The organism is Sphingomonas changbaiensis NBRC 104936, assembly GCF_000974765.1.
Taxonomy (GTDB): Bacteria; Pseudomonadota; Alphaproteobacteria; order Sphingomonadales; family Sphingomonadaceae; genus Sphingomonas_B; species Sphingomonas_B changbaiensis.
Window position 1 is genome coordinate 1 of the sequence record NZ_BBWU01000033.1, and the last position, 13,258, is coordinate 13,258.

14 protein-coding genes and 1 tRNA gene are annotated in these 13,258 nt (G+C 66.0%); 8 read left to right on the forward strand and 7 right to left on the reverse strand.

Features of this window, described 5'->3' with window-relative positions:
* Window positions 1-27 precede the first annotated feature (27 nt).
* The 3 genes from rlmN to SCH01S_RS08335 form a co-directional block, all read right to left on the reverse strand.
* Entirely contained in the window at window positions 28-1,212 is a 1,185-nt protein-coding gene (gene rlmN / locus SCH01S_RS08325) for a dual-specificity RNA methyltransferase RlmN (RefSeq protein WP_046348369.1), read from the reverse strand.
* Between the two features lie 52 nt (window positions 1,213-1,264).
* Complete coding sequence (locus SCH01S_RS08330; RefSeq protein WP_046348344.1) at window positions 1,265-1,792, reverse strand: hypothetical protein; 528 nt, start codon at window positions 1,790-1,792, stop codon at window positions 1,265-1,267.
* Between the two features lie 68 nt (window positions 1,793-1,860).
* Window positions 1,861-2,529, reverse strand: coding sequence for a histidine phosphatase family protein (locus SCH01S_RS08335; RefSeq protein WP_046348345.1), 669 nt, complete (start codon window positions 2,527-2,529; stop codon window positions 1,861-1,863).
* Window positions 2,530-2,550: 21 nt separating this feature from the next.
* On the opposite strand from SCH01S_RS08335, the gene SCH01S_RS08340 reads away from it, so the two are divergent.
* The gene (locus SCH01S_RS08340; RefSeq protein ID WP_046348346.1) at window positions 2,551-3,840 is read left to right on the forward strand and encodes a homoserine dehydrogenase; all 1,290 of its coding nucleotides are present in this window, start codon (window positions 2,551-2,553) and stop codon (window positions 3,838-3,840) included.
* A 158-nt stretch (window positions 3,841-3,998) separates the two neighbouring features.
* On the opposite strand, the gene SCH01S_RS08345 is transcribed toward SCH01S_RS08340, so the two are convergent.
* On the reverse strand, window positions 3,999-4,451 hold the full coding sequence (locus SCH01S_RS08345) for an SRPBCC family protein (protein ID WP_046348347.1): 453 nt from the start codon (window positions 4,449-4,451) through the stop codon (window positions 3,999-4,001).
* 46 nt (window positions 4,452-4,497) lie between these two features.
* Here SCH01S_RS08345 and SCH01S_RS08350 point away from each other — a divergent pair, with 46 nt between their 5' ends.
* The 4 genes from SCH01S_RS08350 (at window position 4,498) to SCH01S_RS08365 (ending at window position 7,216) form a co-directional block, all read left to right on the forward strand.
* Window positions 4,498-4,821: an ArsR/SmtB family transcription factor gene (locus SCH01S_RS08350; protein WP_046348348.1), complete on the forward strand. Its 324-nt coding sequence runs from the start codon at window positions 4,498-4,500 to the stop codon at window positions 4,819-4,821.
* Between the two features lie 90 nt (window positions 4,822-4,911).
* Window positions 4,912-6,696 (forward strand): single-stranded-DNA-specific exonuclease RecJ, encoded by a 1,785-nt coding sequence (recJ, locus tag SCH01S_RS08355; RefSeq protein ID WP_046348370.1) that lies wholly within the window; start codon window positions 4,912-4,914, stop codon window positions 6,694-6,696.
* Between the two features lie 10 nt (window positions 6,697-6,706).
* Window positions 6,707-7,090, forward strand: coding sequence for a VOC family protein (locus SCH01S_RS08360; RefSeq protein ID WP_046348349.1), 384 nt, complete (start codon window positions 6,707-6,709; stop codon window positions 7,088-7,090).
* A 51-nt stretch (window positions 7,091-7,141) separates the two neighbouring features.
* A tRNA-Glu gene (locus SCH01S_RS08365) sits at window positions 7,142-7,216 on the forward strand.
* Between the two features lie 202 nt (window positions 7,217-7,418).
* Here the strand turns inward: SCH01S_RS08365 and SCH01S_RS08370 are convergent.
* The 3 genes from SCH01S_RS08370 to SCH01S_RS17145 are packed head-to-tail and all read right to left on the reverse strand — an operon-like array spanning window position 7,419 to window position 9,951.
* A complete protein-coding gene (locus SCH01S_RS08370) occupies window positions 7,419-9,017 on the reverse strand; it encodes a recombinase family protein (protein WP_046348350.1) in 1,599 nt (532 codons plus the stop codon).
* On the reverse strand, window positions 9,014-9,442 hold the full coding sequence (locus tag SCH01S_RS08375; RefSeq protein ID WP_046348351.1) for a DUF2924 domain-containing protein: 429 nt from the start codon (window positions 9,440-9,442) through the stop codon (window positions 9,014-9,016). Before SCH01S_RS08375 ends, SCH01S_RS08370 begins: the two co-directional genes overlap by 4 nt.
* Complete coding sequence (locus SCH01S_RS17145; RefSeq protein WP_046348352.1) at window positions 9,439-9,951, reverse strand: DUF3489 domain-containing protein; 513 nt, start codon at window positions 9,949-9,951, stop codon at window positions 9,439-9,441. Before SCH01S_RS17145 ends, SCH01S_RS08375 begins: the two co-directional genes overlap by 4 nt.
* Window positions 9,952-10,559: 608 nt before the next feature.
* On the opposite strand from SCH01S_RS17145, the gene SCH01S_RS08385 reads away from it, so the two are divergent.
* The 3 genes from SCH01S_RS08385 to SCH01S_RS17150 all read left to right on the forward strand — a co-directional run bounded on the left by SCH01S_RS08385 (window position 10,560) and on the right by SCH01S_RS17150 (window position 13,155).
* Window positions 10,560-10,775: a hypothetical protein gene (locus SCH01S_RS08385; RefSeq protein WP_046348353.1), complete on the forward strand. Its 216-nt coding sequence runs from the start codon at window positions 10,560-10,562 to the stop codon at window positions 10,773-10,775.
* Window positions 10,776-11,787: 1,012 nt separating this feature from the next.
* Entirely contained in the window at window positions 11,788-11,991 is a 204-nt protein-coding gene (locus tag SCH01S_RS08390) for a hypothetical protein (protein WP_046348354.1), read from the forward strand.
* A 549-nt stretch (window positions 11,992-12,540) separates the two neighbouring features.
* Window positions 12,541-13,155 carry a PEPxxWA-CTERM sorting domain-containing protein gene (locus SCH01S_RS17150; RefSeq protein ID WP_046348355.1) on the forward strand — a complete coding sequence of 205 codons (615 nt, stop codon included), beginning with the start codon at window positions 12,541-12,543 and terminating at the stop codon, window positions 13,153-13,155.
* Window positions 13,156-13,258: the final 103 nt, after the last annotated feature.

Below are 13,258 nucleotides of genomic sequence, written 5' to 3' on the forward strand. Positions count from 1 at the left end.
CCCCCCTCCCCGTTCCGGGGAGGAGCTTTACCCCAGCGCCGCCAGCTTTTCCTCCGCCAGACGGTCCAGCTCCGCGCGGCTCTTCTTCTCGGCCGCCGATTTGAGCTGGCCGCAGGCGGCCATGATGTCGCGGCCGCGGGGGGTGCGGACGGGGGCGGAGATGCCGGCTTCGAAGACAATGTTCGAGAATGCGCGGATCCGCTCAGGGTCCGAGCATTCGTACGGCGCGCCGGGCCAGGGGTTGAACGGGATCAGGTTCACCTTGGCCGGCAGCCTGTACTTGCGGATCAGGCGGACCAGCTCGCGCGCGTCCTCGTCGCTGTCGTTCTTGTCCTTCAGCATCACATATTCGAACGTGATGCGGCGGGCATTGTTCGCGCCGGGATAGTCGGCGCAGGCCTGGAGCAGCTCCTCGATGCCGTATTTGCGGTTCAAGGGCACGATCTCGTCGCGCACGTCCTTGGTGACCGCGTGGAGCGAGACGGCGAGGTTCACGCCGATCTCCTCACCCGCCTGCGCCATTTTCGGCACGACGCCCGAGGTGGAAAGCGTGATGCGGCGCTTCGAGAGCGCGAGGCCGTCGCCGTCCATCACGATCCTGAGCGCGTCGCGGACATTGTCGAAATTATAGAGCGGCTCGCCCATGCCCATCATGACGATGTTGGTGAGCAGGCGGCCATCGGGCTGGCTCGGCCATTCGCCGAGACCGTCGCGGGCGAGCATCACCTGCCCGACGATCTCGCCGGCGGTCAGGTTGCGCACCAGCCGCATCGTGCCGGTGTGGCAGAAGCGGCAGTTCAGCGTGCAGCCGACCTGGCTCGAGACGCACAAGGTGCCCCGGTCCGCGTCGGGGATGAAGACCATTTCGTAATCCTGGCCGTCATCCGACCGCAGCAGCCATTTGCGCGTGCCGTCGGTCGAGACCTGCGCGGTGACCACTTCCGGCCGCCCGATCACGAACCGCTCGGCAAGCCAGGGCTGCTGCGCCTTCGCGATGTCGGTCATCAGCGCGAAGTCGGTGACGCCGCGATTGTAGATCCAGTGCCACAGCTGCTTGGCGCGCAGCTTTGCCTGGCGTTCGTCCAGGCCCGCCGAGGCGAGCGCGGCACGGATTTCCGCCTTCGACAGGCCGACCAGGTCGACGCGCCCGTCGGCACGCGCCGGCGTGACGCGCGGCACGGGAACGGGATCGATATGGCCGGGAATCTGCATCGTCGGGGTCATGGCGCGCCCATGTAGGGCGAATGCGGCGATTTTACGAGGGTCAGCGCCGCGCGCAGCCCAAGGTCGCTGCGTCGATCGCGGTGGCGGCGCCGCGGAGGGCGTAGGTGTCGCTCGAGCCGGGGGCGCTGACCGTCATCCGGTCGGCGCTGCGCATCGCGGCGACGATCGCGGCGTCGCTGCGCGCGTCCGGCGACCAGGCGTCGGCGCCGCCGGCGATCAGCGGAAAGCGATTGCGGCCGATCGCGAGCGTCACCCGGCTGCCCTTCGCGACCGGGCGGCGCAGGCGGATGTGGAGTTGGTTGCGCTGGTGAAGCGCGGGCCAGACGGCGACGCTGGCGAACGGCCGCCACTGCGCGTCCTTGGGCGTGGCCCGGACCGGCTCCGCGATCGCGAAGCAGCGCGGCGGGCTGGCATCGCGGAACGCGCCCCAGGTTTCGAACATGCCGAGATTGTCGCGGGCGGCGGCGGGGGTGGCGACCAGGGTCAGGCCGATGAGCACCAGCGCCCGCCCCGCGCGCGGTTTGGCCTGAGCTTGTCGAAGGCCTTCCTTGTTCTTTCGGGCGTGCATCAGAAAAGAAAGGGAGGGCTTCGACAGGCTCAGCCCAAACCGGCTTTGGTGGCCCCGCGATATCGCGATCACGCCGGCGCCTTTCCCGCGCCCAGGTGCACGACCCGCTCGATCCCATCCTCGATCATCACCATGCTCCCCTGCGGCAGGCCGGGGGCGATCGGTGCGCCCCAGCGGGGATCGACGTCGATGCCGGTCAGCAGGCCGCGGAGCACGCGGCTGGACATGCCGTGCATGATGATCAGCTTGTCGCCCGGCGCACCGCCATGCTCGTCGAGCCAGGATGTCAGCCGCGCGGCGATTTCGTCATACCATTCGCCCTCGGGCGGGCGCACCGAGAACAGGCCGCAGCTCCGATCGACGATGTCGCCCTGCTCGGCAATGATTTCGGCATAGCTGCGCCCGCCCCAGCGCCCGACGTTGATCTCGGCAAGCCGTGCGTCGCGGTGCGCGCGATGCCAGTCCTCGCCGATATGCTCGCAGACGATCGCGAGCGTCTGCAGCGCCCGGCCATAGGGCGAGGCCCAGAGGTGATGCGGCGGCGGACCGTCGCCGAGGAACGCGGCCAGCCCTGCTCCCATCGCATCGGCCTGGGCAAAGCCGGCGCGGGTCAGCGGCGTGTCCATCTGGTCGCCCTGCATGCGCCCGGCGGCGTTGAACACGGTTTCGCCGTGGCGGGCGATGAAGAGGCGGCCTCTGATCGTCACGAAGCTGTCGGAGATTGACTTGGCACCCATGCCCTTTAGCGCGCTTCCCGAATGACTGAACCCCTGAAGATCGCCCTGGCCGGGCTCGGCACCGTCGGCGGCGGCGTGATCCGGCTGCTGGAGGCCAATGCCGCGCTGATCGCGCGCCGGGCGGGGCGCCCGATCGAGGTCGTCGCCGTCTCCGCGCGCGACCGCAGCAAGGATCGCGGCGTCGACCTGTCCCGTTTCCGCTGGGTCGATGACACCGGCGCGCTGGCGGTGCTGGACGGAGTGGACGTCGTCGTCGAGCTGATCGGCGGCGCCGACGGGCCGGCGCTCGCGCTCGCGCGGAACAGCATCGCCGCCGGCCGCGCGTTCGTCACCGCCAACAAGGCGATGATCGCGCATCATGGGCTGGAGCTCGCCGAGGCCGCCGAGCGCCGGGGCGTCGCGCTCAAATATGAAGCGGCGGTCGCCGGCGGCATTCCCGTCATCAAGGGCCTGCGCGAGGGCGCCGCGGCCAATGAACTCGCGCACGTGTACGGCATCCTCAACGGCACCTGTAACTACATCCTGTCGACGATGGAGGCCGAGGGCCGCGACTTCGCCGAGGTGCTGGCCGAGGCGCAGGCGCTCGGGTTCGCCGAAGCCGATCCGAGCTTCGACATCGACGGCGTCGACGCCGCGCACAAGCTCTCGATCCTCGCCAGCCTGGCGTTCGGCACCCGGATCGATTTCGACTCCGTTGCGGTGACCGGCATCCGCCACGTGATCGCCGCCGACATTGCCGAGGCCGCCGCGCTCGGCTTCAAGGTGCGGCTGCTCGGTTATGCGGAGACGCGGCCGGACGGGCTGTTCCAGCGCGTCCACCCGCATCTGGTGCCGGTCGCCCATCCGCTCGCGCACGTCTCCGGCTCGCTGAATGCAGTGGTGGCGGAGGGTAATTTCGTCGGCCGGCTGCTGTTCGAAGGACGCGGCGCCGGCGACGGTCCGACCGCCAGCGCCGTCGTCGCGGACCTGATCGACATCGCCCGCGGCGAATATGGTCCTGCCTTCGCGATGCCCGTCTCGGCGCTCGCCGACCGTCCCGCCGCCGATGCCGGCGAGGGCCGCGGCCGCGCCTATCTGCGCTTCACGGTCGAGGACAAGGTCGGCGTGCTCGCCGAGATCGCGGCGGCGATGCGGGATTCGAACGTGTCGATCGAAAGCCTGATCCAGCGCGGCGTGATGCCGGACGGCAGCGTGCTGGTCGCGATCGTGACCCACGACTGCCCGGAACGCTGCGTGACGCAGGCGCTGGAACGGCTGGAGGGATCGCCGAGCATCCGTGGGCGTCCGATGCTGATGCACATCCTGGATTAGGGCTACTTGTCGCCGGACAGATGTAAGTCGCTCGTCCCGAGCGGAGCGCGGAGCGCCCTTCGACGCGGCTCAGGATAAACTATGTCGAGGGGCGCGGGTTCGGAGCAGCGCCCCTCGACTTCGCTCGGGACGAGCGACTTATGCGACCACTAACCGCTTTACCGATACATGCCCTCGCGCAGGTTGATGCGGTGTTCGACCCAGGCCTTCAGCGCGCACAGCATCTGCGACCAGCCCATGCAGTTGCCGAACGCGGATTTCAGCCCGGCCTCGGTCTCGCGCCAGCCGCCTTCCTCGATCGCGACCAGCGTGCGGCCGTCGTCGGTCGGCTCGAAGCTTATCGTCACCCGCGTGTTGTACGGGTGATCGGCGTCATCGTTCGCTTTCCATTCGAGCACGATCCGCTCGTTCGATACCACCTCGATCACCCGGACCGGGAACGCGCCGGGGAAATCGTGGAAGTCCCAGGTGACTGTCGCGCCCGTTTCCAGCCGCCCCTTGGCGCCGCCGGTCGTGAAATAGCGCGACAGCTGGTCCGGATCGGCGACCGCCTCGAACACCTGATCCACCGGCTTCGCGATATGGGCGAACACCCGAAACTGCAGATCCATGACTCGCCTCCTTGTCACGACGGTTTTTATGTTATAATTTCATAACATGTCAATCAGCGACAGCTTCGATCGGGTGTTCAAGGCGCTCGCTGCGCCGGCCCGCCGGCAGATCCTGGACGATCTGCGCGACCAGCCACTCACCACGGGCGCGCTGTGCGCCCATTTTCCGGAGCTCGACCGCTGCACGGTGATGCAGCACATCAAGGTGCTGGAAGATGCCGGCCTGATCGTTGCGGTGAAGCGCGGCCGCGAGCGCTGGAACCATCTGAATGCGGTGCCCATCCAGCAGATCCACGAACGCTGGATCGGCCCTCACGCCGAACGGGCGGCCGCGATGCTGACGCGTCTGAAGGAAGATCTGGAGCCCTAGCCTTTCCCGCACAAAGCTGTGGGCAGCAGGCGCGCAGGGCTTGCCCGCCGGGCCATGCTGATTCAAAGCTTTCCGGCGAGAGGCGGGTTCATGAATTTCATCACGAGCGAGCCGCGACTAGCGCTGGGGGTCCGGCGGTCGGTCCTCGGCCAGCCCTGGCACTGGCGCGGCATGCCGGCCGACGATCTGGATGCGAGCTTTGCGCCGGACGACCTCGTCACGCGGCTGCTGCTGACGCGCGGCTGCCCGCGCGACGCGCTCGACGCCCACCGGGCGCCCACGATCCGCGGCTTCATGCCCGATCCGTCGATTTTCCGCGACATGGATGCGGCCGCCGAACGACTGGCCGGCGCGGTCCAGGCGGGCGAGCCGGTCACGATCTTCGGCGACTATGACGTGGACGGCGCCACATCCGCGGCGCTGCTGATCCGGCTGTTGCGCCAGCTTGGCCTTTCCCCTGCGGCCTATATCCCCGACCGGTTGATGGAAGGCTATGGCCCCTCGGGCGAGGCGCTGGTGCGGATCGCGGGCGGCGGCACGCGCCTGATCGTCACGGTCGACTGCGGCGCGCAGGCGTTCGAGGCGCTCGCGATGGCGCGGGAGGCCGGCGCCGACGTGATCGTCGTCGATCACCATAAATGCACGGCGGCGCTGCCGCCGGCCTACGCCCTCGTCAATCCGAACCGTCTGGACGAAGGCGAAGGGGCAGCGCACGGCCATCTCGCCGCGGTCGGTGTCGCGTTCCTGCTGGGGGCGGCGCTGCTGCGGACGCTGCGCGCGCGCGGCTTCTTCGCGGACCGGCCGGAGCCGAAACTGATCGAGCTGCTGGACCTTGTCGCGCTCGGCACCGTTGCCGACGTGGCCCAGCTCCGCGGCCTCAATCGCGCCTTCGTCGCCCAGGGGCTGAAGGTGATGGCGGCGCGGCGGAATATCGGCCTGGCCGCGCTTGCCGAGGCGGCGCGGCTGACGCGGGCGCCGCTATGCCACGATCTCGGCTTTGCGCTCGGCCCCCGGATCAACGCCGGCGGGCGGGTCGGCAAGTCCGATCTGGGCGTGCGGCTGCTCACCACCGAAGACCCGGACGAAGCGCGCGCGATCGCGGCCGAGCTGGACGCGCTGAACGAGGAACGCCGCGCGATCGAGACCGAGGTGCAGCAGGTCGCCGAAAGCGCGTGCCGCGCCGCCGGCGAATGCGCGGTCCATGTCGCCGCCGGCCATGGCTGGCACCCGGGCGTGATCGGCATCGTCGCCGGGCGGCTGAAGGAACGGCTCGGGCGACCCGCGATCGTGATCGGCATCGACGAGACCGGCACCGGCAAAGGCTCCGGCCGCTCGATCCCCGGCGTGGACCTCGGCGCCGCGGTGATGGCCGCCCGGGATCACGGGCTGCTGGTGGCCGGCGGGGGCCACGCGATGGCCGCCGGGCTGACGATCGCCGCCGATCGGATCGAGGCGTTCCGCGCATTCCTGGAAGAGCGATTGGCCGACGACGTCGCCCGCTCGGCGTCCGCCCGGGCGCTGCAGCTCGACGCGTCGCTGACGCCGCGCGGCGTCACGGCCGAGCTGGTCGACGCGTTCGAGCTCGCCGGTCCCTACGGCATGGGCTGGGCCGCCCCGCGCATCGCCGCCGGCCCGGTCAGGATCGTCAAGGCCGACGTGGTCGGCAACGGCCATGTCCGCGCGATCCTCTCCGGCGACGATGGCGCGAGCCTGAAGGCGGTTGCGTTCCGCGCGGCCGACGCAGAGCTTGGCCAGGCGCTGCTGGGCGCGCCCAAGGACCGCAAGCTCTGGGTCGCCGGCCGGCCGAAGGTGGACGAATGGGGCTCCCGCCGCGCGGCCGAACTGCACCTCGAAGACGCGGCCTGGTGCGATTGAGGAGGCGCCGATGTTCAGCCATGTCACGCTCGGCAGCAACGACCTGGAGCGCGCCCGCCGCTTCTACTCAGCCGTGATGGCGACGCTCGGGCTGACCGAGCCGTTCGAGATGAAGGACGCCATCGTCTATGGCGACCTGACCGGCGCCAAGCTGTTCATCGTGCCGCCGTTCGACGGGCAGGCCGCCACCAACGGCAACGGCACCCATGTCGCACTGCTCGCCGCGTCGCGGGCGATGGTCGACGCCTTCCACGCCGCCGCCCTCGCCAACGGCGGCAGCGACGAAGGCGCGCCGGGCCTGCGCCCGCACTATCACGCGAATTATTATGGCGCCTATGTGCGCGATCCGGACGGCAACAAGCTGCAGGCGGTCTGTCACAGCCGCCGCGGCTGACCCGCTTGACCCGCGCACGGTCATTCCCTAGGTGCGCGGACCACGCCTCACGGCCCCTTCGTCTAGCGGTTAGGACGCGGCCCTTTCACGGCTGAAACACGGGTTCGATTCCCGTAGGGGTCACCAGCCAGTCTGTCTGTTGAGAGACTACTTCGCCGGCGCGCCACACGCCTCAGAAAAGCGCGACAGTTCCGCGGGTTATCGGCGTACCTTCCGCTGCACTGACCCGCAAGGCGTCTCCGCAGTTCGGTTCGGCGTCGAGTCCCAGCCGGATTTCTCCCGACCGCATTTGTGAGAAATCAGTGCAGCATTCCGAGTGGCTGGCGAGCTAATTGGAAGCGAAGAGCCGCTGTTGTTCCGCCCAGGCAAGGGGGATTCCGGTAACCTTGTGGATGCCAGTCCCGGCCAAAGCTGCGGGTGTTTGGCCCTCCATGACCGACATGATCACGCCAGGAGCAAGATGGCTCAATCGGAGCAGATGCTTAAAGCGCGCGGGGCTGCGGCCCGCGATTGCGGCGAGCTCGCTCAGTGGCCTGTCAGGGAACCGATGCGCCATTTGCTGGGCCGCTCGAGCATCGGCAATGGTTTGCACAAGCTGCTCGTCGCGAACGACGAGCTGGGTGTTGTCGCCGCTCCTGATCAGCATCTTCACATCGTTGCCGACCCGTATTTGGGCGAACGCCGCGGCTAGCTTGGACGCATCCTTTCCTTCCGCTGACTTGAGCGTGACAGCGAAGCTCTGCTCGCCCACATCGACGCGCTGAACGAGCGTGAGCACGATGGCACGCTTGTCTGGCGGGGTGCCGTTCCGCAGCGTGGCAGCATCCCGTTCCGCCCGAAAGATCGCCTCACGAACACACTCAGCATCGGTGTCATTGTCCAGTCGCTCGGTCGAGAGCCACTGCGCGAGCCGTTCACAAACAGCGTCTTCGAACGCTTGCGCCGGGACGCGACAAGCCGGTCGGCCCGGCCCGCGATGATCGGCTAACGTGATGTAATAGCGATAACGTTGGCCATTCTTGACGGCATGGCTTGGCGTCATCCGGCCGCCGTTGGAATCATACAGCAACCCGCTCAACAAGCTCGGCTGCTTGGCGCGCCGGCCATGCTTGTGGTCAGCAACCGAGGATGCCATTCGCTGCTGGACAGCGTTCCAGAGTTCGCGCTCGACGATTGCGCGGTGCTGGCCGGGATAGACCTGCCCACGAAAGTGCACTTCGCCAAGATAAGTGGCGTTGCGCAGCAATGTATTCAGTCCGCCGCGCGTGAACGGCAGCCCCTCCGGGCCTCTCCTGGTGAATCCCTGCTCTGTCAGCTCTTCCTGCAGTGCGCGCACCGAACCGAGGGCGAGATAGCGTCGCATGATGTGGCGGACGGTTTCAGCCTCGCCGTCATTCACGACCAGCTTACGGTCCTTCACGTCGTAACCGAGCGGGACGCTGCCCCCCATCCACATCCCTTTGCGCTTGGACGCGGCAATCTTGTCGCGGATGCGCTCACCCGCCACTTCACGCTCGAACTGCGCGAAGGACAGCAGCACGTTCAGGGTCAGCCGACCCATGCTGGTCGTGGTATTGAACGACTGCGTCACGCTAACGAATGAGGCGCCGGCCCGGTCGAGCACATCGACAATCTTCGCGAAATCTGTGAGGCTCCGCGTCAGGCGATCGACCTTATAGACGACGATCACCGCAACTTTGCCGGCCTGTACGTCAACGAGCAGCTGCTTGAGCCCCGGCCGCTCCATGTTGCCGCCGGTGAAACCCCCGTCGTCATAGAAGTCCGGAACCAACGACCAGCCTTCGTGCTTCTGGCTCAGGATATATGCGGCACAGGCTTCCCGCTGAGCATCGAGGCTGTTGAAGTCCTGTTCCAGCCCGTCTGCATCAGATTTGCGGGTATAGATGGCGCAGCGGACCTGCTTCACCGTGCCTGCTCCTTCAGCCCGAAAAAGCGCGGCCCTGACCAGCGTGTACCCGTGATTTCAGTGGCGATGGTGCTCAGCGACGCATAGCGGCGGTCCTGGAACAGGAAGCCATCGCGAGTAACGTCGACGGTGTAGGTGGTCCCGCGCCAGCGTCGCACAAGACGGTTGCCGGGCCGGAGCTGAACCGTCTGCGCTGTTCCAAGGCGCGCGGACTTGCCCAGCGTTTCAATGCCGTCCAGCTCACGGCCAATCTCGGCGGCCAGACCCCCGAATGCCTTTTCTTGCAGCCGGTAGGCAATCCCGCGCATCAGCAGGTCGGATGTGAACGAGACAGGCGGCGCGCGCCTCCAGACGCGCCGCCATTCCGACTTGAGCTGAGCGAAGGTCATCATTCGAAGCTGCTCGATGTGCTCGTCGACGTTCATTGTGCAGCCGCCGCCGTATAACGGGTGACACCATCGACTTTGTTCTTGTCGAGGGTGACCCCGCGCTTGCGAATACCAGTTAGCGCGGCGCGGGTGGTGTGCGGCAGCCAACCGGTCGCCTGCATCAGTTCTTCGATGCTTGCGCCCTGCTCGCGGCGGAGCAGCTCGAGGACTTTGGCCTGCTTCGTGTCGGATCGAGCTTTCGTCGGTTCCGCAGCGGACATTGCGCTATTCGGGGCACTGCCGTCCGGCTCGACAGCGCCAATGGCGTGTTTGCCGGCATCTGTGATTACCGCGCCGACATGTAGGCCGCCACCCTCGCGGAGAATGGTCGCTGCGCCGGTCGTCTCCACCTCGGCGGCTAAGCCGCGCTTGATCAACTCGCGGATCGCCTTGTGGGCAGGTTCGTCCTTTCCGGCCAGCGATTCCGGGAGAGGCAGAAGGTGGCCGCTAGCGCGGGCCGCGGCGCTGCTCAGCAGGATTGCCTGGATGTCGGTCAACTTGGTCATGTGAATGGTCCCTTGGTCAAGACCGCGGCACCACGCCCCGGTCCACCACTCACAGCCCCGCCAATCGCTCGGTCGGGGCAGCAGCGCGCTCCAGTGAGCGGCCGCGATTCACAAGGACAGCAATGCTCGACGGGCAAGCGAAGTCGAGCGGTTTATGCCTTTTGGACGTCGTTTCCTGCAGACCGGCCGCCATCGCGGCCGGCGAGCAGTAACTCTGCGCATCTTGCCAGCACGGCGAGGCGTTTTGCAGCCTGTCTGAGGTTTGTAGCATCGCTTCGAAGTTGGCCTCGACTGCGACCTCCCGACACCATCACTGGGGCGAGATCTTCAGCGATACCTCCTGCGGCCACCAGCAATTCCTCCGCCAACCTCGTCAGCTGTGCTTCGTCCACACCGTGTCTCCTCGGACACGGTGACACTCAGTTCTCCGGCTAAGTCCACCGGCAGCTTCGCGCCCAAATCAGCCGCCGCGATCGCAAGTATTCGGGCGCGTAAGCGGACCTTCGCCGAAGCGGCCGTTGAACGGCAGCTCGCGACCCACAGCTGACATCTCCGAGGCGACCCAGAGACAACGGCGTGCTATGCACACGGATTGAAAGGGGGGCCAAATGGACCGCCAGATGGAGACGAGGCACCTTGCCGTCGCTGATCGAAAGATCGCGGAAGGCGAGGCTCGGGCTGAACGGCAGCTTGAGTTGATTGAACGGCTGAAGATGCGAGGGGCGGACACGGCCACGGCGGACGCTTTGCTCGACCTGCTTCGTCAGACGCTCATGGGGTGGAACCGCGAACGGGACCTTATCATCGCCACCCTCAATGCCTAGCGCACGCCGAGCCGCTGTCGTCCGAACTCCACCCGAACCTGTCATTCCCGCGCGTTTACGACACTTCCGGCTTGGCGGACTGACTCGCGCCCATCTCTGCCGAAATGGCCACTGCTGTAAGGGGCCACTCCCCCAGATAGACCGCGTTTACGTCGGTTGAGGCGCGAGCCAAGTCGGGTCCGGTCAATCCTGCCGCTCGCCGCTTTCGCGATTGCGCTTCATGATACCGCGAACGGTATCGGCTCGGGCATCACTGATTTCCTCGTCATTGCTCTGCCCCTCTGGGCTTCTCGTGCGCACGGGACGTGGTCTCGGGCTATGTACTCTCGGTTTTGCAGACATTAAAATGCACTCCCAATGACCCGCCTCGTGAGAGGTTATGCTCCGCCTGCCAGATCGCAAGAGGGGTTAATCTGGGTTCCTCCGGCCCAGCTGCCGAAAAGATGCTGCGATACGTCCGGCGCGTGATACTGTGTTCCATCGATTGCGGTCGTGGCGCCCTACTCGTGAGAAGCGGCGATTTGGCCCCATGAAGGGAGACCAACCATGCTGCATCTTTTCGACCCCACGATTTCCACTCGGCTGTGGATCGGCGGCGGCCTTGCTTTTCTGATAGCTGCCGGGCTGATGTTCTGGTCTTGTATCGCAGTCCACCGCTATGGACGCAGACGAGGCATCTTGTGCGGCTACAGGCGTTAGATTGCAGCTGCGCTGTCTCGGCGGCTGCCGTTCGATGATGCCTTGACCGAAAGAATTGCTGCCGGATTGCTGTTGCCCTTTGGCGAGTTCACCAAAGCGCCTGGAGGAACCGGGCACGCATGGGGTCTGGACGTTCGTCACGGGAATTACACAGCTCTGCCGCGAATGTTCGATGATCCCCGATCAGCCACGTGATGGCACTGAAAATTCCGGAGGCGGCCTCGGACCGGCGGCATCAACCAGTGCGTCTTGATTACATGGCTCGCTCACGACAGAGGGCGGCCGTTCGAGTTTGGAGAGGCCGGAGGACGATATGGCAGACTGGGTGAAATGCACACCGCTCGGACAAACAGAGTGGTCGATCTACATCAATGTCGAGCGCATCGTTGCGGTTGCAGGCGGCGAGAACGGAAGCACTGTCATCTATGGCAGCCAGAACGGCACCGAAAGGGGCGAGATCGCCGTGACTGAGCCTCCAGAGTCGATCCTCGGCGGAAGCAGAATTCGGCACTCCTAGGTGCCAAGCGCGCACCCAATGTCAACGCCGCGCCTCGCCCCGACATGGCTTCCCCGATCGCGTTTCTGCGCCGAGGCGTCGCGATAAAGATGCAGGAGCCGTCGCCACGTGATGGTGGTCGATGCCCAACGAGGCGTGCAATAGGGCGTATGAAGTTTAGGCCTTAGCGATGGTGCTGATCAGAGTGCGCTGGTGGGCCTGCCACAATGGATCAGCCGAGAGGGGCGACAGCCGCCCGTGGTTGTATTCGGTCGCACTTATCTCCGAGCGGTGCCCATGCGTGCTGCATAACGGGCGCCACCGCGGATACGCGCCGGCGCTATAACCGCGCCATTCATTTGCGGGAGTAAAGTCGAGAGAGGCGCGGCTCCGCCGGTCATCGACGTTTACAAAGTTTATTTCGGGGCTGACCTGTCGCAATATTTCTCAAATCGTCGCAAGTTTATTTTCCGCGATGTGAACCGGAGTGACGCAGCCGTGTTCTGCTTTCTGAGCTAAGCTGAAGTGCATCCTGCATTTCGAGCAGAGTATTCGCTCAGGGAGTGCTTCATGAAGAATTGGGTCTTCGCCGCGGCAGCGGCGGCCGGTCTGGCGGCGCCTGCTAGCGCAGCTGTTCTCACGTTGGAATCGATCACCAGCAATGGTGCGAACGACAACAGCTTCACATATCAGGGCACGCTCGGCGGCGATGAAGGCGTGCGCAGCGGTGACCGGCTTATCATTTTCGATTTCGCCGGCTACATCGCCGGGTCCGTGTTCGCACCGAGCGGCGATGTCTTTGCGACCACCGAACTCACATCGAGCGCCTTCGTAACGCCCGGCTTCAACGATGATCCGACCGTCGCGAACCTCGTGTTCACGTATCTTGGGCCGGACTTCCGAAACACGGGCGGGCCTCTCACTCCGTTTGATTTCGATGGGCTGGGAGCTCGATCAACGCTCAGCGGCATCACGCAAGATGCGTTCTTCACGCGTACGACTAAGAACAATCCTGACGGTGTCCCTGGAGGATCAAACACCTTTGTGTTTACGCTCGGCCAGGTCGGCGTGCCTGCCTCTGCGGTTCCTGAGCCGGCTACTTGGGCGCTGATGCTTGGCGGCTTTGGCCTGGTCGGCGCGGTCGCCCGCCGGCGCGAGCGGTTGGCGCACGCGATGTCCAACTAAACCTCTCTTAGCTGAGCCTTCCCCGCTGGGCTTGCGCCTGGCGGGGCCATTTTTAAGGTTTACGCGATGCCGCCTATGATTTGCGGCGCGGCACCCCATATCA